This is a genomic window from Sphingomonas sp. PP-CC-3A-396, from assembly GCF_004343105.1.
GTDB lineage: Bacteria > Pseudomonadota > Alphaproteobacteria > Sphingomonadales > Sphingomonadaceae > Sphingomonas.
Window position 1 is genome coordinate 163388 of the sequence record NZ_SLYF01000004.1, and the last position, 21393, is coordinate 184780.

Annotated in this window: 18 protein-coding genes, 2 tRNA genes and 1 pseudogene; 13 read left to right on the forward strand and 8 right to left on the reverse strand. The window is 65.7% G+C overall.

Annotation, left to right across the window (positions count from 1 at the left end; genetic code table 11):
* The first annotated feature begins 122 nt into the window (after positions 1–122).
* A pseudogene (locus tag C8J40_RS09140) lies at positions 123–632 on the forward strand (TlpA disulfide reductase family protein).
* On the opposite strand, the gene C8J40_RS09145 reads toward C8J40_RS09140, so the two are convergent.
* The 3 genes from C8J40_RS09145 to gap form a co-directional block, all read right to left on the reverse strand.
* The gene (locus tag C8J40_RS09145) at positions 629–1819 is read right to left on the reverse strand and encodes a phosphoglycerate kinase (RefSeq protein WP_132896774.1); all 1191 of its coding nucleotides are present in this window, start codon (positions 1817–1819) and stop codon (positions 629–631) included. The pseudogene C8J40_RS09140 and the gene C8J40_RS09145 sit on opposite strands and share 4 nt — an antisense overlap.
* Entirely contained in the window at positions 1816–2283 is a 468-nt protein-coding gene (locus tag C8J40_RS09150; RefSeq protein WP_132896775.1) for an MOSC domain-containing protein, read from the reverse strand. Before C8J40_RS09150 ends, C8J40_RS09145 begins: the two co-directional genes overlap by 4 nt.
* 218 nt (positions 2284–2501) lie before the next feature.
* Positions 2502–3512, reverse strand: coding sequence for a type I glyceraldehyde-3-phosphate dehydrogenase (gene gap, locus C8J40_RS09155; protein ID WP_056048489.1), 1011 nt, complete (start codon positions 3510–3512; stop codon positions 2502–2504).
* 145 nt (positions 3513–3657) lie between these two features.
* Here gap and C8J40_RS09160 point away from each other — a divergent pair, with 145 nt between their 5' ends.
* The 4 genes from C8J40_RS09160 (at position 3658) to C8J40_RS09175 (ending at position 5083) form a co-directional block, all read left to right on the forward strand.
* Positions 3658–3852 (forward strand): hypothetical protein, encoded by a 195-nt coding sequence (locus C8J40_RS09160; protein ID WP_207901182.1) that lies wholly within the window; start codon positions 3658–3660, stop codon positions 3850–3852.
* A complete protein-coding gene (locus tag C8J40_RS09165; RefSeq protein ID WP_056048487.1) occupies positions 3852–4160 on the forward strand; it encodes a cell division protein ZapA in 309 nt (102 codons plus the stop codon). Before C8J40_RS09160 ends, C8J40_RS09165 begins: the two co-directional genes overlap by 1 nt.
* A 192-nt stretch (positions 4161–4352) precedes the next feature.
* Positions 4353–4886: a 5-formyltetrahydrofolate cyclo-ligase gene (locus C8J40_RS09170; protein ID WP_132896776.1), complete on the forward strand. Its 534-nt coding sequence runs from the start codon at positions 4353–4355 to the stop codon at positions 4884–4886.
* Positions 4883–5083, forward strand: a complete 201-nt coding sequence (locus C8J40_RS09175; RefSeq protein ID WP_132739963.1) for a DUF2842 domain-containing protein — start codon at positions 4883–4885, stop codon at positions 5081–5083. The genes C8J40_RS09170 and C8J40_RS09175 overlap by 4 nt, the downstream gene beginning before the upstream one ends.
* 274 nt (positions 5084–5357) lie before the next feature.
* On the opposite strand, the gene C8J40_RS09180 is transcribed toward C8J40_RS09175, so the two are convergent.
* The 4 genes from C8J40_RS09180 to C8J40_RS09195 form a co-directional block, all read right to left on the reverse strand.
* Positions 5358–5434, reverse strand: a tRNA-Asp gene (locus C8J40_RS09180).
* Between the two features lie 85 nt (positions 5435–5519).
* Positions 5520–5596 (reverse strand) — tRNA-Asp (locus C8J40_RS09185).
* Between the two features lie 54 nt (positions 5597–5650).
* Entirely contained in the window at positions 5651–6799 is a 1149-nt protein-coding gene (locus C8J40_RS09190) for an AI-2E family transporter (protein WP_093398070.1), read from the reverse strand.
* Positions 6800–7158: 359 nt separating this feature from the next.
* On the reverse strand, positions 7159–8865 hold the full coding sequence (locus tag C8J40_RS09195) for a class I adenylate-forming enzyme family protein (RefSeq protein ID WP_132896979.1): 1707 nt from the start codon (positions 8863–8865) through the stop codon (positions 7159–7161).
* 193 nt (positions 8866–9058) lie between these two features.
* Between C8J40_RS09195 and C8J40_RS09200 the strand changes: the two genes are divergently transcribed.
* The 6 genes from C8J40_RS09200 to C8J40_RS09225 all read left to right on the forward strand — a co-directional run bounded on the left by C8J40_RS09200 (position 9059) and on the right by C8J40_RS09225 (position 17137).
* Positions 9059–10279: a serine hydrolase domain-containing protein gene (locus C8J40_RS09200; protein ID WP_132896777.1), complete on the forward strand. Its 1221-nt coding sequence runs from the start codon at positions 9059–9061 to the stop codon at positions 10277–10279.
* Between the two features lie 119 nt (positions 10280–10398).
* Entirely contained in the window at positions 10399–12429 is a 2031-nt protein-coding gene (locus C8J40_RS09205) for a 3-hydroxyacyl-CoA dehydrogenase NAD-binding domain-containing protein (RefSeq protein ID WP_132896778.1), read from the forward strand.
* Positions 12430–12466: 37 nt separating this feature from the next.
* A complete protein-coding gene (locus C8J40_RS09210; protein ID WP_132896779.1) occupies positions 12467–13771 on the forward strand; it encodes an amidase family protein in 1305 nt (434 codons plus the stop codon).
* A 4-nt stretch (positions 13772–13775) separates the two neighbouring features.
* Complete coding sequence (locus C8J40_RS09215) at positions 13776–14957, forward strand: acyl-CoA dehydrogenase family protein (RefSeq protein ID WP_121885210.1); 1182 nt, start codon at positions 13776–13778, stop codon at positions 14955–14957.
* Positions 14958–15048: 91 nt separating this feature from the next.
* Positions 15049–16176 carry an acyl-CoA dehydrogenase gene (locus C8J40_RS09220; RefSeq protein WP_132896780.1) on the forward strand — a complete coding sequence of 376 codons (1128 nt, stop codon included), beginning with the start codon at positions 15049–15051 and terminating at the stop codon, positions 16174–16176.
* Positions 16177–16249: 73 nt separating this feature from the next.
* Positions 16250–17137 (forward strand): acyl-CoA thioesterase II, encoded by an 888-nt coding sequence (locus tag C8J40_RS09225; RefSeq protein ID WP_132896781.1) that lies wholly within the window; start codon positions 16250–16252, stop codon positions 17135–17137.
* 6 nt (positions 17138–17143) lie between these two features.
* Here C8J40_RS09225 and C8J40_RS09230 read toward each other — a convergent pair whose 3' ends face one another.
* A complete protein-coding gene (locus C8J40_RS09230; RefSeq protein ID WP_132896782.1) occupies positions 17144–18826 on the reverse strand; it encodes an amidohydrolase in 1683 nt (560 codons plus the stop codon).
* 203 nt (positions 18827–19029) lie between these two features.
* On the opposite strand from C8J40_RS09230, the gene C8J40_RS09235 reads away from it, so the two are divergent.
* Positions 19030–20289 carry a threonine ammonia-lyase gene (locus C8J40_RS09235; protein WP_132739984.1) on the forward strand — a complete coding sequence of 420 codons (1260 nt, stop codon included), beginning with the start codon at positions 19030–19032 and terminating at the stop codon, positions 20287–20289.
* Positions 20290–20419: 130 nt separating this feature from the next.
* Positions 20420–21196 (forward strand): arginyltransferase, encoded by a 777-nt coding sequence (locus C8J40_RS09240; protein WP_132896783.1) that lies wholly within the window; start codon positions 20420–20422, stop codon positions 21194–21196.
* The last annotated feature ends 197 nt before the right edge of the window (positions 21197–21393 follow it).

Here is a 21393-nt window from a genome sequence, read left to right on the forward strand (position 1 = left end):
CCGTTTAACATGTTAAACATAGGCGCGCGGATAGCCGGGATCAATCCCCTGCCCGCCCGGTTTGCCGCGTAATTGACGGAAGGTCGTCGGACGCGGAAACTGTCCATAGGGGGACGAGGGCAATGACGATTTTGCGCGGGATCATGACGTGTGCGGCGCTGCTGGCGGCATCCGCGGCACCGGGACCAGCAACGGCAACGACCGCTGCGGTAAAGATCGGCGAGCGCTCACCCGACTTCGAACTGACGCTGATCGACGGCAGCAAGGTCCGCAGCGCCGACCTTCGCGGCCAAGTCGTAGTCCTGAATTTCTGAGCGACGTGGTGCGGGCCGTGCAAGGCGGAACTGCCGCTGCTCGATAACTACTACCGGCTTCGCAAGGACAATGGCCTGCGGGTATTTGCGGTGGCGACGGAAGATTCGCTGCCCGCGTACAAGCTCAAGCCGCTATTCGCCGCGATGACGATCCCGTCCGCACGCCGGATCAAGGGCCCGTTTGCGGTTCTGGGCGCGCTGCCGACCAACTACATCATCGATCGCGCCGGTATCGTTCGCTATGCGAAAACCGGCGCGTTCGACCTGGACGACTTGAACGGCCTGCTGGTCCCGATGCTTCGGGAGCCCGCATCCTAGCGGGTCAGCGCGGCGACGCCGGGAAGGTCCTTGCCTTCCATCCATTCGAGGAACGCGCCGCCAGCGGTCGAGACGAACGTGAAGGCGTCCGCGACGCCGGCATGGTTGAGCGCCGCGACCGTATCGCCGCCGCCTGCGACCGAGACGAGCGAGCCGCCTTCGGTGAGGGCCGCAGCGGTCTTGGCGAGCGCAACGGTCGCCTTGTCGAACGGCGGCGTCTCGAACGCGCCGAGCGGACCGTTCCAAACCAGCGTGCGGCAGTTCTTCAGCACGTCGCCAAGCGACTCGACCGCCGCAGGACCAACGTCGAGGATCATCTCGTCAGCCGCGACTTCGTGGACGTTGACAGTGCGGGTGGCGGGGTTCGGCTTGAACTCTTTAGCGACCACGACGTCATACGGCAGGTGAACCGTGCAGTTCGCCTTGTCCGCAGCTTCCATGATCTGTTCGCAAACGCTCGCAAGCTCATGCTCGCAAAGGCTTTTGCCTACATCGACACCGCGTGCCGCGAGGAAGGTATTCGCCATGCCGCCGCCGATGATCAGATGATCGACCTTGGTGACGAGATGCCGCAGCACGTCGAGCTTCGACGACACCTTCGCGCCGCCGACGACGGCCGCAACCGGGTGCTCGGGCGCGCCGAGCGCCTTCTGGAGCGCGTCGAGTTCGGCTTCCATCGCGCGGCCGGCAAAGGCGGGTAGGACGTGCGCGAGCCCCTCGGTCGAGGCGTGCGCGCGGTGCGCGGCGGAGAAGGCATCGTTGACATACAGGTCGCCAAGGCTCGCGAAACGCTTGACCACCGCTTCGTCGTTGGTCTCTTCACCACCGAAGAAGCGCGTGTTCTCAAGCACCGCGATGTCACCGGCCTCCAGCGTCGCGACGGCGTCATCCGCCCCTTCCCAGTCGATGTAGCGGACTTCGCGCCCGAGCACTTCACTGTACGGCTTAACGACCTGCGACAGCGAGAACTCCGGGCTCGGCACCCCCTTGGGACGACCGAAATGCGCGAGGACGAGGACGATCGCGCCCTTGTCGGCAAGCTCGCCTACGGTCGCGACGGTCGCCCGCAGGCGGGTGTCGTCGGTCACATGCCCCTCTGCCATCGGCACGTTGAGGTCTTCGCGGACGAGCACGCGCTTGCCCTGGATGTCGCCCATATCATCGAGCGTCTTGAATGGCTTGGTCATGGTTCTTCGATCCTGATCTCATCACCGACGGCGATTCTGCCGCCCATCAAAACTCGGGTACAGGCCCCGCCGCGCCAGTCGGGCGTCAGCGCGGCGAACAATCCTGGCGCCAAGGCTTCCATGCGTTCGCACGGATCGGTGTGGCGCGTCACCTCCAGCACGACGTCCGCGCCGATGCGCAGACGGGTGCCGGGTATCTGCGGTAGGTCGAAGCCGTCAACGAGCAGGTTCGCGCGGCGTTCATACCATGGGATATCCTGGCCCACCTCGGCCATCGCCGCGGCCCAGTCGCCGTGTTCCAGCAACGTGACCTGGCGCCGCCCCTTGCCGCCCGGCTTCACATAGCCGCGAAAGTCGCCGTGCAGCCCCGCCTCGATGGTGATCTCGACATGGTCGATGACCTCCATCGGGCCCTTGGCGCGGGCGTGGCGCGCGATGCCGGCGATCTTACCGCCTGCAGTCATGTCACCAGCCCCGCGTCATCCATACCAACTGCCGCAATGCAAACGATATACCCGTCACCCATCCCCATTCCCGCACCCATCCCAATCACCGTCACCCCAGCGAAAGCTGGGGTCTCCCTGTTGGCGGGCGTCGTGACCTTCATGGGGAGATCCCAGCTTTCGCTGGGATGACGGACTTGGGTGGGACAGCGGTTAGGAGAACGCAGCGTCCGTCTACCTTAGATGAACTTCGCCATCGCGGTCGCCGTATCGACCATGCGGTTCGAGAAGCCCCACTCGTTATCGTACCAGCTGACGACGCGAACCAGCTTGCCGTCGATCACCGCGGTCTCCAGGCTGTCGATCGTCGACGACGCCGGGGTATGCTGGAGATCGATCGAGACGAGCGGCTCGTCCGACCAGTCGAGCACGCCGACCAGCGGGCCGCTCTCGGACGCCGCCTTAAGCACCGCATTCACCTCTTCACGCGTCGTATCGCGCGACGGCGTGAAGGTCAGGTCGATCAGCGAAACGTCCGGCACCGGCACGCGGATCGCCGAGCCGTCGAGCTTGCCCTTCAGCTCCGGCAGCACTTCGGCAACCGCACGAGCGGCACCCGTCGTCGTCGGGATCATCGACATCGCCGCAGCACGTGCGCGACGCAGGTCCGGGTGGATCTGGTCGAGGATCTTCTGGTCGTTGGTGTACGCATGCACCGTCGTCATCAGGCCGCGCTCGATGCCGATCGCATCGTTCAGCACCTTGGCGACGGGCGCGAGGCAGTTGGTGGTGCACGACGCGTTCGAGACGATCGTGTGCTCCGCGGTCAGCTTGTCGTGGTTGACGCCGTACACGACGGTGAGGTCGACGTTCTTGCCCGGCGCCGAGATCAGCACCTTCTTGGCACCCGCATCGAGATGCTTCTGGCAGCTCGCCTTGTCGGTGAAGAAGCCGGTGCATTCGAGGACGATGTCGACGCCCAGCTCGGCGTGCGGCAGGTTCGCCGGGTCACGCTCGGCAGTGACGCGGATGCGCTTGCCGTCGACGACCAGCTCGTTGCCCTCGGCCGAAACCTCGCCCGGATACTTGCCGTGGACGCTGTCGCGCTTGAACAGCCAGGCGTTCGACTTGGCATCGCCGAGATCGTTGATCGCGACGAGTTCGAGTGCGCCGTTCGACTGTTCGAGTACCGCACGGGCGACGAGACGGCCGATGCGCCCGAAACCGTTGATCGCAACCTTGACCGTCATTGCCGTATCTCCGCTAACGCCCGCGAGTCCGTTCCGGGCGCGCAGCCTTTGCGGGGCGGTGGGGCGCCCTGTCAACACCGTGGATGGTGTCGACTTTGCCCAAAACCCGCTTGTCGCGCCCCCCGGCCATGCTATCTCGCAGGGTATGTCAGATACACTTCCCGACGCGCCGACGGCCGTCGAACGGATCGATGCCGCGATCGCCCGGATCGAATCCGCCATTGCCGCGCGCGCCGAAGCAGGCGATGCGCTAGCTAAACGTCACGCCGCATTGAAAGCGCGCATGGCCGAAGCCGTCGCCGCGCTCGACGACGTCATCACGCGCGGGAGCCCCAACTGATGGCACAAGTCATGCTCGATATCGGTGGCCGGCCGCATGCCGTCGCCTGCCGTGATGGCGAAGAGTCGCGCGTGAGGCTGCTGGGTGCGATGGTCGCCGAGCGCTGGGCTACCGCGGACCGCGCGGCGGGCGGTCTCAGCGCCGAACGCGCGATGCTGTTCGTCGCCCTGATGCTCGCCGATGATCTCGACGAAGCCGCGCACCGCCCGCCCGAAGGCTCGGCCGTCAGCGAGATCGCGCTCACCCGGATCGCAGATCGTCTCGAAGGGCTCGCACAAGCCCTTGAGCTAAGCCCGCCGAACGCCTAGATTGGTCGTGGCGGGTTCTGCCCGGTACGAGCCTTTATTATCCCTGAGGCTATTCATCATCCATAGGGGGCTGTCCCTGTTAGGATCCTGGTCCGAAGCATATGGTCCCCACCTGACGTACCGTGCGTCAGTGGATAACCCGGCACACGGCCATGGTGGGCCCGCCACACCACCATTTTCCAAGGTCGCTGCATGACCGACAAAAGCGCGCTGAGAGCCTCGCTCCGCGCCGCGCGGGAAGCCCGCCCGCCGGTCGAGCTTCCTGTGCCGTCAGCGTTTTTGGCACGCCTGAAACCCGGACTGACGGTCGCCTCCTACGTCCCGTTCGGCGGCGAAGCAGACCCCTCGCCCTTCGCGCGCGCCGCGGTCGATGCCGGATGCGTCATCGCCCTGCCCCATGTCGTCCGCCGCTCGTTGCCGATGCGCTTCCTGTCCTGGGCGACCGAGGCGGCGCTGATCGCTGGGCCGTTCGGGCTGCACCAGCCCGCCGCAGACGCCGCCGAACTCGAACCCGACATCATCCTAACCCCGCTCGTCGGCTTCGACCGCAGCGGCAACCGGATCGGCCAGGGCGCCGGCTATTACGACCGCGCATTCCTCGCCCACCCGAATGCCTGGCGCGTTGGCATTGCGCTATCGGTGCAGCAGGTCGATAGCCTGACCCCAGACCCGTGGGACGTCCCGCTCCACGCCATCGCCACCGAATCAGACTGGATCACGCCATGACGCCAACCTGGCGCAAACCCGTCGGCATGCTCGGCATCTTGCTACTGATCTTGGTGTGGTGCGTAGCCATCGTCAGCTTGTCGAACATCGTCGGCAGCTGGCACTGGCTGGCGCAACTGGTGTTCTACCTGTTCACCGGCCTGATCTGGATCGCACCGTTGAAGCCGGTCCTGCGCTGGATGGAGCTCGGGCGGTAGAGCAGCCCCGGCCGGCGTTTCCCACGAACCGACGCGCTCCGTTCGCCCCCCTGCCGTTCGTCCCGAGTAGCCACCGAGTAGTCGCGCAGCGGCGTATCGAAGGACAGGTTAGCGCACGGAACCCATGCTTCGATCAGAGCCCTCGATACGCTTCTTCTAAGCTACTCGGTCTCTACTCAGCACGAACGGAAAGGGGGATGATCCTGACCTCGGCGGCAGGATGGACTGCTCTCGGCATCCAAAATCTAAAAGAATTTCGGCCACCCCATTAGGGTGGCGCGAGTGACGGGACTCGAACCCGCGACCTCCGGCGTGACAGGCCGGCGCTCTAACCAACTGAGCTACACCCGCATTCCCAATGACGAACCCTAGCGCCCCAAGGGACACGCGGGAAGGCTCGTCAAAACCTCAACACAATCTCGAACCACCTAAACGATGGCGCGAGTGACGGGACTCGAACCCGCGACCTCCGGCGTGACAGGCCGGCGCTCTAACCAACTGAGCTACACCCGCTGAAACAGCGTGGAGGCGGCAACTAGGCGAGGGTTCGGATACCGTCAACCCAAATTATCCGCCAGTTTCACGTTGTGCCTCAGGCGGGTCGCCACGACGGCGATTTCGCCCGGTCTTGGGCTGCACCAACGTCCCGTGCTCGAACAGGAACCCGGCGATGTCGGGCTTGCCGGCGGCCTTCACGATTGTCTGGATTATGATCAGCAGCGGCACCGCGAGCAACGCGCCCGACGTGCCCCACACCCATCCCCAGAAGCTCAGCGAGATCAGGATCAGCAACGGACTGATCGTCAGCCGGTGCCCGACCACGAACGGCGTGATCGCGTTCGCCTCGACCAGGTGCAGCCCGTACATCAGCGCCGGCGGCAGCATCGCCATCCAGATGTCCGAGAACGTCATCAGCCCGCCCAGCGCGAGCAGGAACGCGCCGATCACCGGCCCGAAATACGGGATATAATTGAGCAGCGCGACGATCCCGCCCCACATCGCCGGATACGGCATGCCGATGAACCACAGCGCGGTGCCCGTGACGATCCCGAGCACGATGTTGATCAGCGTGATCGTGCCGAGATACGCCGACACGTCATCGACGATATCCTGGATCACCCGAGCGGTCGCCATCGCCCCGTCGAAGCTGGTCCGCCCGGTGATCGTCTGCCGCCGCATCCGCGTCCAGCCCGACAAAAAGAAGAACACGATCAGGACACCGAACAGGAACTGTACGATAACCGCCGGAGCCGACGTCGCCGCAAGTTCGAGGATCGACCCCGGCGCGGCAACCCCTGCGGTCGCCGGCTGCTTGATCGGTGTCGAAGCGACCTGCCGCAGCGTCTTGTTCACGTATTTCTCAAGGCTCGAATACAGGTCGAGCAGCGGTGCGAGGTTGCTTTGAATCCGATCCAGTCGGGTCGGCAGTAACCGGAAGAAGTCGGTCGCAGGCACGAGGATCGCGGCGATCGCGATGTTCGCGGCGATCAGGAAAACGAGAATGCACAGGATCGCGGCGAGCGGCGACGGCACATGACGCCGCTCGAGCCATTCCAGCACAGGCACGAGCGCGACCGAAATCACGAGCGCGATCGTCAGCGGCAGGAAGAACTCCGCGCCCGACTTGAGCGCGAACGGCGTCGCGAGGATCAGGCCGACGCCAGCGGTCAGAGTCAGCGCCGCGAGCAACCGATCTCGACGCTGCGCGATCCGCATCGCATCCTCGACCCCGACCGCGATCGGCAACCCAAACGCACTCTCGGCCGGCGGACCTTCTGCAACGACGCCGTCCCCGCTCTGCGGTTGATGCGTTTCCTGGCGAAGACCCTCGTCCGTCATGGCAATTCCTTTGCCACTCCCATCCCGTAAACGCGGTCGGCATTCAAGCGGTGCGCGGTGCCAGCGCGATGGAATTCTCGAAAAGACCGCGGCATGTCCGATCATGTCTTGATCCCAAGCCCCCCGCTCTCCGTCATCCTGACGAAAGTCAGGACCCAGAGCCCAAAAGCGCTGCCCTCCATTACCCAGAGTCCTGACGTTCGTCAGGATGACGGCGCAGTATCAGTTATGGCCTCCTAAGCCGACACCCCCACCCGGTCCTCGAACAGCACCTGCAGATCCTTCTTCAAGATCTTCCCGTTCGCATTCCGCGGCAAAGTCTCATGCACGAACCGCACCGCGACCGGCGTCTTGAACGCTGCCAGATGCTGCCGGACCCAGCCCTGCAACTCCGCCTCGGTCGTTACCGCCCCCGGTGCGAGATGCACCACCGCCGCCGGTTCCTCGCCGAGGATCCGGTGCGGGATGCCGATCAGCGCCGCGTCGGTCACCGCGGGGTGCGCGTAGAGGACGTTCTCGACCTCGCTGGAGTAGATGTTCTCGCCGCCGCGGATGATCATGTCCTTGGCCCGGTCGACGATGTAGCAAAATCCTTCGTCGTCGAGGCGCGCGAGATCGCCGGTTCGCACCCAGCCGTCGACGAAGGTCGAGGCGGTCGCGTCGGGCTTGTTCCAGTACCCCTTCACGATCATCGGTCCGCGCGCCCAGAGTTCGCCGACCTCGCCCAGAGGCATCTCCGTCACGCCGTCATCCGCCACGATCTTCAGGTCGGCCGCCGCGACTGGTGGTCCCGCACTGGTCGGGCGGTTGAGGTAATCCTCGCCGCCATGATGCGTGACGGTCGCCATCGTCTCGGTCATGCCCCAGCCATTGCCGGGCATCGCGCCGAACTCGGCGTGGATGCGCTTCACCAGTTCCGGTGCCGCAGGCGCTCCGCCATAAGCGATCGATTCGAGCGACGAGAGGTCGTATTTCTCGCGGTCGGGATGCTCGAGCAACTGCCACGCGATGGTCGGCACGCCGCCGGTGATGTTGACCTTCTCGCGCTCGATGATCTCCATCGCGCGGATCGTGTCCCATTTGCGCATGAAGATCATCGTACTGCCGGTCGCGATCACCCCCATCATCCCCGCCGAGCAGGCGGTGACGTGGAACAGCGGGATCACGGTCAAGGTCACGCGCGGCGTCGGCTCGGGCGGTGCCTCGCCGCGTCGCAGGAACGAGCGCGCCGAGGAATACCCGCCCGACAGGATGTTCGACATCATGTTGCGATGCGTGCCGAGCGCTCCCTTCGGTGCGCCGGTGGTGCCGCTCGTGTAGAAGATCGTCGCATCGTCGTCGGGTGCGATAGTCGCTTCGGGGAGGCCTACATCGGGTAGCGCCGCCCAGTCGTGCGGGGTGCCGATCACGTCCTCCAGCCGCGTCACGATCCCCGTCAGCGGTTCCGCGGCGCGCGCGACGAACACGTGCTCCAGCGCCGGCAGCGTCGCATAGGCCGCCTCCAGCCGATGATGCCGTTCGTCGTCGGTGATCAGCACGCGGGCGCCCGAATCGGCGAGCCCGTATTCCATCTCCGCGCCGGTCCACCACGCATTGAGCGGCACCATGATCGCGCCGATGCTCGCACCCGCAAAGAAAGCGACCGGCCATTCGGGGAGGTTGCGCATCGCCAGCGCGACGCGGTCGCCGGGGCCTATCCCCATCTCGCGCAACCGGTGGGCCAGCACCGCGATCGCACCAAAATTCGCCTCGTAGGTGACGCGCTCGTCCTCGTACGCGGTGAAGACCCGGTCGCCATGCGCGCGCGCGGCCTCGGCCAGCCAGCGCAACGATGGTGGCGCGTTCTTCCAGATGCGCGTCTCGATGCCGCCGATCGTGATCGTCTCCATCTCGAACTTCGCGCCGGGCGCGGTCAGCATTCGCTCGGCATCGGCGAGCGACATCGCCGGCCAGGAGGGATCGAGTGCGATGATCGGTTCGCTTGCCAAGACCGGTTGACTCCAGAGTTGAATTTCGGGTTTGGCTTATCGCCTGTTCGAAGACAGGTTATAGTTGATTCCTGCTGCACTCAAGGCAATAGAGGCACCAAGTTCGAACTAGGGGTATGGAGCGAGTTATGACACGGACGGTCGAATCGTGAAAATCGCTGAACCTGCCGCGCATGGCTTCGACGCGTGCCGGTTGGCGGCGATCGATACGCTGCTGCAGACGCGCTACATCGATTCGGGCAAGCTGCCGAACGCGCAACTGTTGATCGCGCGCGACGGCGAGATCGTCCATTTCTCGAACGCGGGCGCGGCGCGTGAGGGCGGCAAGAGCGTCGACGAAGGATCGCTGTTCCGGATCGCGTCGATGACCAAGCCGATCACCTCGGTCGCGTTCATGATGCTGGTCGAACAGGGCCTCGTTGCGGTCGATACGCCGGTCCACCACGTGCTGCCCGAGTTCAAGGATATCGGCGTCTATAATGGCGGCGGTGGCGGCGTGCCCTTCGTGACCAGGCCGACCGCCGAGCCGATGCGGATGGTCGACCTGCTCCGGCATACTTCGGGGCTGACGTATAGCTTCCAGAACCGCTCGAACGTCGATGCCGCGTACCGGGACGGCAAGATCGAGGGCTGGCATGGCGGGTATGACCTCGACGGCTTCATCGGCGCACTGGCGAAGATCCCGCTCGAATTCTCGCCCGGCACCGCGTGGAATTATTCGGTCGCGACCGACGTGCTCGGCGCGGTCGTGCAGCGCGTGTCGGGCCTGCCGCTCGACCAGTTCTTCAACGAGCGCATCTTCGCGCCGCTGAAGATGGACAACACCTTCTTCCAGGTCCCCGCCGACAAGCTCGACCGCCTGACCGACTGCTACACGCTCGTCGCGGGTAAAGGCCGCGTGATGTACGATCGCGGCGCCGAGAGCGCGTGGAGCCGGCAGCCCAAGCTCGTGTCCGGCGGCGGCGGGCTCGTCTCGACCGCGCTCGATTACCACCGGTTCAACACCATGCTGCTGAACGGCGGCGAACTCGACGGCGCGCGCATCCTCGGGCGGAAGACGCTCGACCTGATGACGCAGAACCACCTGCCCGGAAAATCCGATCTCGCGACGATGTCGAAGTCGCTGTTCAGCGAGGCGTCGAACGCCGGCACCGGCTTCGGGCTGGGGTTCGCGATCACCGACGACATCGCCAAGACGATGGTGCCGGGGTCGAAGGGCGAATTCTACTGGGGCGGGATGTTCTCGACCGCGTTCTTCGTCGACCCGGTCGAGCGCGTCTCGATGGTCTTCATGACGCAGCTTTCGCCGAGCAGTGTTTATCCCATCCGTCGCGAACTGAAGACGATGATCTACGCCGCGATGACCTGATCCCTTTAACGGCCGTCATCCCGGCGGACGCCGGGACCCAGGGCCGCACGTACAATCATTTTGGCTCTGGGTCCCGGCGTTCGCCGGGATGACGGGGCCGGCACCAGGAGAAGTTTGCAATGACCAGCCCGATCCGCACAGAACGCCATGACGACGTGCTCGTCATCATCTCGAACAATCCGCCCGTCAACGCGCTCGGCGCCGCGGTCCGCCAAGGCCTCGAAGCGGCGATCAAGGAAGGCGTCAAGGACGACAGCATCACCGCGATGGTGATACGCTGCGATGGGCGCACGTTCTTCGCGGGCGCCGACATCACCGAGTTCGGCAAGGAAATGGTCGAGCCCGGCCTGCCGACCGTCGTCGACATGATCGAGGCGTCGTCGAAGCCCGTCGTCGCGGCGATCCACGGTACTGCGCTCGGCGGCGGCTGCGAAGTCACGCTCGGCTGCCATTACCGCGTCGCCGTCCCCTCGGCGAAGATCGGCACGCCCGAAGTGAAGCTCGGCCTGCTCCCCGGCGCAGGCGGCACGCAGCGTATTCCGCGGATCGCCGGCGTGAAGCTCGCGCTGGAAATGACTGCGAAGGGCGATCCGATCTCGGCGAAGAAGGCGCTCGACGCCGGCCTGATCGACAAGATCGTCGGTGAAGACAGCCTTGAGGCCGATGCCGTCGCCTTTGCGCGAGAGATCGCGACGAAGCGTCCCCTGCCCCGTGCGTCCGAGAAGACCGCGCAGGCCGATCCGGATGCCGTGGCTGCGTTCAAGAAGGAGAACGCCCGTCGTTTCCGTAACTTCGACGCACCGGCCGCGAACATCGCCTGCGTCGAGAAGGCTGCGGACGGCTCCAGCTTCGAGGAAGGTATCGCCTTCGAACGCCAGGAGTTCATGAAGCTCATGATGGGCGTACAGTCCGCCGCACAACGCCACATCTTCTTCGCAGAGCGCCAGGCCGCCAAGATCGACGACGTTCCGGCCGACACCAAGCTGCGCGAGATCAAGCGCGTCGGCGTGATCGGCGCGGGCACGATGGGGGGCGGCATCTCGATGAACTTCCTGTCCGCGGGCATCCCCGTGACGATCGTCGAGATGCAGCAGGACGCGCTCGACCGCGGCACCGGCGTCGTGCGCAAGAACTACGAGGCGACCGCCGCCAAGGGCCGGATGAAGCCCGAGCAGGTCGAGCAGGCGATGGGCGCGCTGAAGCCGACGCTCGACTTTGCCGACCTCGCGGAGTGCGACCTGATCATTGAAGCGGTGTACGAGACGATGGAGGTGAAGAAGGAGATCTTCACCAAGCTCGACGCGATCGCCAAGCCGGGCGCGATCCTGGCGTCGAACACGTCGTATCTGGATATCGACGCAATCGCGGCGTGCACCAAGCGGCCCGAGGACGTGGTCGGGATGCACTTCTTCTCGCCGGCCAACGTCATGAAATTGCTCGAGGTCGTGCGCGGTGACAAGACCGCGGACGACGTGCTGGCGACCGTCATGGCGCTCGCCAAGAAGATCAAAAAAGTGGCTGTGGTGGCGGGCGTCACCTACGGCTTCATCGGCAACCGCATGCTGATGCCGCGCCAGGTCGAGGCGACCAAACTGTTGCTCGAAGGCGCAAGCCCCGAGCAGATCGACAAGGTCCATGTCGCGTTCGGCATGCCGATGGGGCCGTTCCAGATGAGCGACCTTGCCGGCGTCGACATCGGCTGGCACCGCGACCCGAGCCGGATCGAGAACATCCGCGATGCGCTGGCCGCCGAAAACCGCTGGGGCCAGAAAACCAAGGCGGGCTTCTATGATTACGACGAAAAGCGCACGCCCTCGAACAGCCCGCGCGTCGCCGAGATCATCGACGATTTCCGCAAGAAGTCGGGCGTAACGCCGCGCGAGATCAGCGACGAGGAGATCGTCGTGCGGACGCTCTACACGATGGTCAACGAAGGCGCGCTGATCCTCGAAGAGGGCAAGGCACAGCGTGCATCCGACGTCGATGTGGTCTGGATCTACGGCTATGGCTGGCCGGTCTATCGCGGCGGCCCGATGTTCTGGGCGCAGTCGGAAGGCCTGGCGAAGGTCGTCACGGGGCTCGAGAAATACGGCTTCCCGGTCGCCAAGTCGCTGAAGGACGCAGCCGCATCGGGCGGCCGGTTGAAGTGACCGCACGCCGCGGCACCTCCCGGGCGACCGCACGCTGATGGAGCGGTCCGCGCTCCAGACCGCGGCGGCGATCCGTGCGGGCGAGACCACCGCGCTCGCCGAATGCGACGCGGCGATCGCGCGGATCGAGGCGCGCGACGGTGCGATCAATGCCGTCGTCGTCCGCGATTTCGCGCGTGCGCGGGAAGCGGCGCGCGCTCTTGATGCGGAAGGTCCGGACGATCGGCCGCTGTTCGGCGTGCCGATGACGGTGAAGGAATCGTTCGACGTCGCCGGCCTGCCGACCAGCTGGGGCGTCGGCGTTCACCGCGACAATATTGTCGACCGCGATGCGGTGGCCGTGACCCGGCTCAAGGCGGCGGGCGCGGTCATCCTCGGCAAGACCAACGTGCCCGTGCGGCTGAGCGACTGGCAGGCGGACAACCCGATCTACGGTCGCACCAATCATCCGCTCGATCCGACCCTCACCCCCGGCGGATCGTCGGGCGGTGCCGCGGCGGCGCTCGCGTCGGGCATGGTACCGCTGGAACTGGGTTCCGACATCGGCGGCTCGATCCGCGTGCCGGCCGCGTTCTGTGGCGTCTGGGGGCACAAGCCGACCTATGGCGCCTTGTCCGATATCGGCCACCGCGTGCCCGGCACCGATGGGGCGAGCGCGGCTCTCGGCGTGATCGGACCGCTCGCGCGCAATCCGGAGGATCTGGCCGTTGCGCTCGACGTCCTAGCCGATCTTCCACTGCCTCGCCCGCGCGTCGATCTTGGCCGACCGCGCATCCTGCTGCTGACCGCACATCCCGCGGCGCGCGTCGATGCGTCGATCGTGTCGGCGATCGAGCATGTCGGTGAGGCGCTGGGCTTCTCTGGCGCAACCGTTTCGCATGCCGAGCCACCGATCGACCTCGCCGCGCAGCATGCCGACTATATGCGGATGCTCGGTATCGCGATGACCCGCGGCGGCCCGGCGCGCGACGGCAAGGTCGCGACGCTGTCGCACTGGTTCGACCTGCTCGATTCCCAGGCGCGGTTGCAACGCGCCTGGGGTGCACTGTTCGAAGAGTTCGACGCGGTGATCGCGCCCGCCAGCGGCGTGAACGCCTTCCCGCACATCGCCGATCGCAATGTCGCGCGGCGCACGCTGTCGATAGACGGCGAGGATACCCCGTTCGGCGTCCAGTTCGCCTGGGCCGGTCTCGCCACCTTCCCCAATCTGCCCGCGACCAGCGTGCCCGTCGGGATCGACCCGCGCGGCCTGCCGATCGGCGTGCAGGTCATCACCAACCGTTACCGCGACCACGACGCGATCGCCGTCGCCGCGTTGTGCAATCGACTAAGCAGGAGCTGATCCGATGTCCGACCTCGATACTTTCCGGTCCGAAACGCGTGCGTGGCTCGCGGAGAATTGCCCGCCCGAGATGCGCAAGCCGGTGCGCTCGGAGGACGACGTCTGCTGGGGCGGGCGCCAGTTCAAGCCGTCGAGCCCTGCGCAGAAGGAGTGGCTCGACAAGATGGCCGCCAAGGGCTGGACCGTGCCGGACTGGCCCAAGGCCTATGGCGGCGGTGGGTTGTCGCCTGCGGAGACGAAGATTCTGCGCGAAGAGATGGCAGCAATAAAGGCGCGTAACCCGCTCAATTCGTTCGGGATCTCTATGCTCGGGCCGGCATTGCTCAAATACGGGACCGAGGAGCAGAAGCTCGATCACCTGACCAAGATCGCACGCGGCGAAATCCGCTGGTGCCAGGGGTATTCGGAGCCGAATGCAGGCTCCGACCTTGCCGGACTTGCCACCTCGGCGGAGGACAAGGGCGACCATTATCTCGTCAACGGGCAAAAGGTGTGGACGTCCTATGCCGACAAGGCGGACTGGATCTTCTGCCTCGTCCGCACGGACAAGACGTCGAAGCAGGGCGGGATCAGCTTCGTGCTGTTCGACATGGCCTCGCCGGGCGTGTCGACCAAGCCGATCCTGCTGATCAGCGGTAATTCGCCGTTCTGCGAGACGTTCTTCGACAATGTCGAGGTGCCCAAGGTCAACCGCGTCTACGAGGAGAACAAGGGCTGGGACGTCGCGAAATACCTGCTCGGGCATGAGCGCGAGATGATCTCGGGGATGGGACTGGCGTCAAGCGGCGGCAATCCGTTGATCGATGGGGCGATCGCGACTGTCGGGCTTGGGCATGACGGGCGGCTGGCCGATCCGCTGCTGCGCGCGTCGATCGCGTTGTTCGAGGTTCGGGCGAAGGCGTTCGGGGCGATGTCGGAGCGGTTCATCGACGAGCTGAAGGCGGGCAAGGCGCATCCCGCTCAGCCGAGCATGATGAAATATTACGGGACCGAGCTGAACAAGGGTCGGTATGAATTGATGATGGCGGCGGGCGGGTCGGATGCGCTCGAATGGGACAGCGAGCGGTCGCGCGGCGGGGCGATCCCGCGGTCGTGGCTGCGGACCAAGGCGAACTCGATCGAGGGCGGGACGAGCGAGATCCAGCTCAACATCATCGCCAAGCGCATCTTGGAATTGCCTGCCTGAGCTTTGACCGTTCTCCCGTGAAAGCGGGAGCCCAGAATCACGAATGCTGCGCGTGGGGCTCCTGGGCCCCCGCCTCCGCGGGGGAACCAGAATGCCACTGTATCTAGACGACGACCAGACCGTCCTTCAGGACACCATTCGCGATTTCGTCGCGGAGCACGCGCCCGTGAGCCACATGCGGGCGTTGCGCGATGCCGACGACAAGACCGGTTTTTCGCGTGACCTGTGGAAGCAGTTCGCGGAGATGGGCTTTACCGGTATCCTGATCGGCGAGGACCAGGGCGGGCTCGGGCTCGGCCATGTTGAGGCGGGCGTGGTGCTGGAGGAGATCGGGCGCAACCTGTCGCCCTCCCCGTTCCTCTCCACCGCGGTCGCGGCGGTCGAGGCGCTCAAGGGCACGGCGCAGGCCGAACGCTGGTTTCCCGGTATCATCGCGGGCGAGACCGTCGCGGCGCTGGCGATCGACGAGGGCGCTAAGCACCGCGACACCGTCGCGATGAAAGCCGAACGCTCGGGTAACGGGTTCAAGCTGACCGGCGCCAAGCGGTTCGTCACGCATGGCCACACCGCCGATCTGATCATCGTCGCCGCGCGGACCGGAGGGTCGGATAACGACACGGACGGTATCACGCTGTTCGCGGTGCCGAAGGATGCCGCAGGGCTGACGGCAAACGCCGAACGCCTCGCGGATTCGAGCTTGGCCGCGCGGTTGGAGTTCGAGGGCGTCGAGGTCGATGCGGATGCGGTGATCGGCGAGGTCGACGCAGGCCGAACCCCGCTCGATCGCCTTTTGCGCGCGGGGCGGACCGGTGCGTCCGCGGAATTGCTCGGCGTCGGCGGCGGGGCGATGGACATGACGATCGGCTACATGAAGGAGCGCAAGCAGTTCGGGACGCTGATCGGCAGCTTCCAGGCGCTCCAGCATCGTGCCGCGCATCTGTATTCGGAGATGGAGGTGGCGCGGGCCGCCGTGCTCAAGGCACAGCAGCTGCTCGACCAGGGCAGCGAGCGGGCGGACGAAGCGGTGTCGGTGGCCAAGGCAATGACCGCGCTGGCGACCACGCTTAGCGTGCAGGAAGGCATCCAGATGCATGGCGGGATCGGCATGACCGACGAATACGACATCGGCTTCTACATGAAGCGTGCGCGAGTGCTCGCCGAGATGTTCGGCGACGCGAACTTCCACGCGGACCGGCTGGCGGTAGCCGCCGGGTATTGACCGTAGGTTGTACCCCCGCGAAGGCGGGGGCCCAGACTGGGCACCCGCCTTCGCGGATGAACAAGGAGGTCAGATGCCTGCCGATACTGCCGAAGTAACACCCGAAGCACTCGCCCAGGGTCTCGTCGACCTGCTTGAGATCGAGGAGGTCGACACCGATCTTTATGTCGGCAAGCGCCAGCCCGGCGGGGTCGGGCGCGTGTTTGGCGGACAGGTGATCGCGCAGGCGCTCCAGGCCGCACAACGCTCGACCGACAGCCCCAAGGCGGCGCACTCGCTGCACGCGTATTTCATGCGCCCGGGCAACGAGGACTATCCGATCGTCTACCGTGTGGTCCGCGATTTCGAGGGTCGTAGCTTCGCCACCCGTCGCGTGATCGCGATGCAGAAGGGCCAGCCGATCCTCAACATGGCGGCGTCGTTCCAGATGCCGGAGGAAGGCCTGCACCATCAGGACGCGATGCCCGACGTGCCTGCGCCGGAAACGCTACGCTCGGACCGCGATCTGCGGCTCGAGAACATCGACGGCATCCCCGAGAAATTTCGCGCGCACATGCTGCGCTGGCGGCCGATCGAGGTGCGTCCGGTCAACCCGCGCAGTTGGATCGACCCTGTCCCGCAGGAGCCCAACTACGCCAACTGGTTCCGCCTGGTCGCGCCGATCGGCGACGATCCCGCGATGCACCGTGCGATCCTCGCCTATGCGTCCGACATGGCGTTGCTCGGCACGGCCCTTCTGCCGCATGGCAAGAACTGGATCACGCCGGGGCTGCAGACCGCCAGCCTCGACCATTCGCTCTGGCTGCATGAGGATTTCCGCGCGGATGACTGGCTGCTCTTCGCCTGCGACAGCCCATGGTCGGGGCACGCGCGCGGCTTCAATCGCGGCAAGATCTTCGCACGGGACGGCCGCCTCGTGGCGAGCGTCGCGCAGGAAGGGCTGATCCGGATGCGCCAGTAACGGACGTTACTTGCGCACCCATACCTTCTCGCCGCCGATCCAAGTCTCCTGCACGATAGTAGCGCGCAAGTCGGTCGGCGAGGCCATCGTCGGATCGCGGTCGACGATGATGAAGTCCGCGCGCTGGCCCGGCGCGAGCGCCCCGAACTTCGTCTCGGCAAAGCCGGCATAGGCCGCCGCGCCGGTCATCGCCCACCACGCCTGTTCGCGCGTCACCAATTCTTGCGGCTGCCAACCGCCCTGCGGCTGACCATCGGCATCCTGACGCGTAAACGCCGCCGCCCAGGTCGCGAACGGATCGGGCTTCTCGACCGGGAAGTCGGTGCCGAAGGCAAGCTTGGCGCCGTTGGTCAGCATCGACTTCCACGCATAGGCGCCGGCCAGCCGGTTCGGCCCCAGCCGTGCCTCCGCCATCGTCCGGTCGCTGGTTGCGTGCGTCGGCTGCATCGAGGCGATCGTGCCGAATTTGCCGAACCGCGGCAGGTCGATCGGATCGACAACCTGCGCATGCTCGATCCGCCAGCGGCGATCACCGGTATAGGTCTCGCTCTCGACCTGGATCGCATCGAGCACCATCTCGTTGGCCCTGTCGCCGATCGCATGCACCGCGACCTGATAGCCGTCCATCGCCGCCCGGCTCATCTGGTTCTGGAGCTGGTCGTCGGTGAGGAAACCAAGCCCAGACTGGCCCGGCGCGTCCGAATACGGCTTCAGCAGCCACGCCCCGCGCGAGCCGAGCGCACCATCGGCATAGAGCTTCACGCCGCCCATCCGCAGGCGATCATTGTACAGCCACGGCGTCGGCCCCTTGCCGCCGATCCGGCTCGCGGTCTCGACGCCCATCGCATAGCTCATGATCCGGACGCGAAGCCCGCCGATGTCCGCCATCCGCCGATAGGTCAGCCAGTCGTCGAGCGTCGTCCCCATGTCGGCGACCGCGGTGACGCCGTAGCGCAGCAGGATGCTCTGCGCAGTGAGGAACGCGGCATCACGCTCCTTGGGCAACGGCTGCGGGACGACCTTCTCGATCAACGCCTGCGCGCCATCGACGAACACGCCCGCGGGCGCGCCGCCCACCTTCTCGATCCGCCCGCTCGCAGGCGAGACGGTCGAGCCGGTGACGCCGGCCTCGCGCATCGCCTCGCGGTTCGCCCAGCTCGCATGGCCATCGGCACGCGACAGCCAGATCGGGTGGCCACCGGAAACGGACTCGAGATCGGCCGCGGTCGGGAAGCGCCCCAGCCCCCAGGCCTCCTGGTTCCACCCGCGCCCGATTACCCACTTCCGGTCCGGATTGCCCGCGATGTACGCCGCGATCCGCGACTTCGCCTCGTCGAGCGACTTGGTCATCGACAGGTCGAGCGACAGCGCGCCGAAGCCCATCTCGATCACATGGCCGTGCGCATCGATGAAGCCCGGCAGCACGGTCTTGCCACCCATGTCGATCCGCCAGTCGTAAAGCGGCTTGCCGGCGTTCTTCTTCAATTCCTTACGACTGAGCTTGGGCGCTTCCTCGCCGGGTGGCACGAGCCGCGTGACCTTGCCATCCTTGTCGATCAGGATCGCCTTGAAGTGGATCACGCGACCGCCGTCGGCTACGGTGATGCCGTTGACGTTGTCGACGATCCCGTCGGCAAGCGCGGGCGTGGACAGCAGCGCGATCGCAGCCGCGGAGATTAGAAAACGCATCACTTCGATACTCTCCACATTTGCACGCCGGGATGTTGACCCACGCCACATGATTTATCAGCCGTTATGAACAGGTTGCTCACCACGAGATACGGCGCGATCGCTGTGCCCCTCGTTCCGGTGCCGATAAATGCCGGTATTGCCATAGCCTTCGCGCATAAGCGGTGTTTCCCGCGCGCGCCAGATGGTCTAGCGGGTCGGACATGGCTACCCACGCTGCCGTAGCGGCACCCACCCTCCCCGTCTCGATCGACGACGTCCGGCTCGCACACGACCGGATCCGCGCCTCGATCGTCCGCACGCCGACGCTGATCAGCAAGACGCTGAGCCAGATGACCGGGGCGACGGTGTATCTGAAGTTCGAGAACCTCCAGTTCACCGCGGCGTACAAGGAGCGTGGCGCGCTCAACACGCTGTTGCAGCTGTCGGCCGAGGCGCGCGCGAAGGGCGTCATCGCGGCGTCCGCCGGCAATCACGCACAGGGCCTCGCCTATCACGCCAACCGGCTCGGCATCCCGACGACGATCGTGATGCCGACCAACACGCCGACCGTGAAGGTCATGCAGACCGAAGGCCACGGCGCCAACGTCGTGCTGCACGGCGAGACGTTCGACGCGGCCTACGCGCACGCGCGCATCCTGGAGGGCGAGTGCGGCTTCACCTTCGTCCACCCGTTCGACGACCCCCGCGTCATCGCCGGCCAGGGGACCGTCGCGGTCGAGATGCTCGAGGACGTGCCGCAGATCGATACGCTGGTCATCCCGATCGGCGGCGGCGGGCTGATCTCCGGCATGTCGACGGTCGCGCGTGCTGCGAGCCAGCAGGCCGGCGGTCATCCGATCGAGATCGTCGGCGTGCAGGCCGAGCTGTTTCCATCGATGTACAACCGCATCAACGGCACCGACATGCCGTGCGCGGGCGACACGCTGGCCGAGGGCATCGCGGTCAAGGAGCCCGGTGCGATCACGTCGAAGATCGTCGCCGAACTGGTCGATGATATCGTATTGGTCAGTGAGCGGAGCCTCGAGGAATCGGTCAGCCTGCTGCTCCAGATCGAGAAGACGGTGGTCGAGGGCGCGGGGGCCGCCGGGCTCGCCGCGCTGCTGTCGCACCCCGAGCGGTTCGCGGGAAGGACCGTCGGCATCGTCTTATGCGGCGGCAATATCGATACGCGGCTGCTCGCCAACGTGCTGCTGCGCGATCTGGCGCGGTCGGGGCGGCTCGCACGGCTGCGTATCCGGTTGCAGGACAAGCCGGGTGCGCTGTTCCACGTCGCGCGGATCTTCGATCAGGAACGCGTCAACATCATCGAGATCTATCACCAGCGCGTCTTCACGACGCTGCCGGCAAAGGGTCTCATCACCGACATCGAATGCGAGCTCCGCGACCGCGCGCATCTCGATCGGCTGGTCGGCGCATTGCGCGCTGGCGGGTACGAGACCTCGACCGTGGAGCTCGCATAAATAGCACGGTGCTGCGGGGATTTAGCGCATTAACCCATTATCGTGGTAAACGCGCTTTTCAGTATTGCATGACGCGACCATATGCTGTGGAACGCGACCTTTCGCGCTTCCCTGAAGGACATCCGGTTCGGTGACTGCGCCTTTTCGTTTCCCGCGCTTCTTCGTCACCAGCCCGTCGCCGTGCCCGTATCTGCCGGGTCGGCAGGAGCGGAAAGTGTTCACCGAGCTAACCGGGCCGCATGCGAGTGAGCTAAACGATGCGCTCGGCCGGATCGGGTTTCGTCGCAGCCAGGGCGTCGCGTATCGACCGTCATGCGCCGGGTGTACCGCGTGCGTGTCGGTCCGCGTGGTAACGAACGAATTCATGCCCAACGCGACGCAGCGTAAGTTGCTCAGGCGCAACGGCGATGTCGAAGTGACCGCGTGCAAGGCGTGGGCGACCGACGAGCAGTTCCAGTTGCTTCGCCGCTATCTCGGGACGCGCCATCCGGGCGGCGGCATGGCCGGAATGGACGAGGACGATTACGCCGACATGATCGAGCATTCGCCGGTCAATTCGGTGATCGTCGAGTACCGCGAGCCCTCGGTCGACGGCGCGCGCGGGCGGCTGATCGGCGCCTGCCTGACCGATCGCCAGGCGGACGGGCTGTCGATGGTCTACAGCTTCTTTGCGGCGGACGAGGACAGCCGGCCGGGGTTCGGCAATTTCATCATCATGGACCATCTGATCCGCGCGCGCGAGGCCGGGTTGCCGTACGTGTACCTGGGCTATTGGGTGAAGGGCTCGCCGCGGATGGGATACAAGACGCGGTATCGGCCGCTCGAGGTGCTGGGCCCGGCGGGATGGCGACGGCTCGAGGATGCGGATCTGGTGACGTCGCCTGCGCGGGTCGCGGCGACGGCCTGAGTTGCAGCTAGGGTAGTTGGGTGGCCCGGCGGCACTTCATGAGCCATCACCCCGGCGAAGGCCGGGGCCCAATTGGGAAACGCTGCTAACACAAGATAGCCCTTAGTTACGACCACCTTGCCAATTGGGCCCCGGCCTTCGCCGGGGTGGTCATACCGCAAAACCGGCTAAGCCTTGTTCTCCCGCGAAGGCGGGAG

Bases quoted from the DNA above. Each gene is read 5' to 3' on its own strand.
- C8J40_RS09145 (WP_132896774.1), bottom strand. From the start codon at position 1,819: ATGACCAAGCCATTCAAGACGCTCGATGATATGGGCGACATCCAGGGC.
- C8J40_RS09150 (WP_132896775.1), bottom strand. From the start codon at position 2,283: ATGACTGCAGGCGGTAAGATCGCCGGCATCGCGCGCCACGCCCGCGCC.
- gap (WP_056048489.1), bottom strand. From the start codon at position 3,512: ATGACGGTCAAGGTTGCGATCAACGGTTTCGGGCGCATCGGCCGTCTC.
- C8J40_RS09160 (WP_207901182.1), top strand. From the start codon at position 3,658: ATGTCAGATACACTTCCCGACGCGCCGACGGCCGTCGAACGGATCGAT.
- C8J40_RS09165 (WP_056048487.1), top strand. From the start codon at position 3,852: ATGGCACAAGTCATGCTCGATATCGGTGGCCGGCCGCATGCCGTCGCC.
- C8J40_RS09170 (WP_132896776.1), top strand. From the start codon at position 4,353: ATGACCGACAAAAGCGCGCTGAGAGCCTCGCTCCGCGCCGCGCGGGAA.
- C8J40_RS09175 (WP_132739963.1), top strand. From the start codon at position 4,883: ATGACGCCAACCTGGCGCAAACCCGTCGGCATGCTCGGCATCTTGCTA.
- C8J40_RS09190 (WP_093398070.1), bottom strand. From the start codon at position 6,799: ATGCGGATCGCGCAGCGTCGAGATCGGTTGCTCGCGGCGCTGACTCTG.
- C8J40_RS09195 (WP_132896979.1), bottom strand. From the start codon at position 8,865: ATGTCGCTCGCCGATGCCGAGCGAATGCTGACCGCGCCCGGCGCGAAG.
- C8J40_RS09205 (WP_132896778.1), top strand. From the start codon at position 10,399: ATGACCAGCCCGATCCGCACAGAACGCCATGACGACGTGCTCGTCATC.
- C8J40_RS09210 (WP_132896779.1), top strand. From the start codon at position 12,467: ATGGAGCGGTCCGCGCTCCAGACCGCGGCGGCGATCCGTGCGGGCGAG.
- C8J40_RS09215 (WP_121885210.1), top strand. From the start codon at position 13,776: ATGTCCGACCTCGATACTTTCCGGTCCGAAACGCGTGCGTGGCTCGCG.
- C8J40_RS09220 (WP_132896780.1), top strand. From the start codon at position 15,049: ATGCCACTGTATCTAGACGACGACCAGACCGTCCTTCAGGACACCATT.
- C8J40_RS09225 (WP_132896781.1), top strand. From the start codon at position 16,250: ATGCCTGCCGATACTGCCGAAGTAACACCCGAAGCACTCGCCCAGGGT.
- C8J40_RS09230 (WP_132896782.1), bottom strand. From the start codon at position 18,826: ATGCGTTTTCTAATCTCCGCGGCTGCGATCGCGCTGCTGTCCACGCCC.
- C8J40_RS09235 (WP_132739984.1), top strand. From the start codon at position 19,030: ATGGCTACCCACGCTGCCGTAGCGGCACCCACCCTCCCCGTCTCGATC.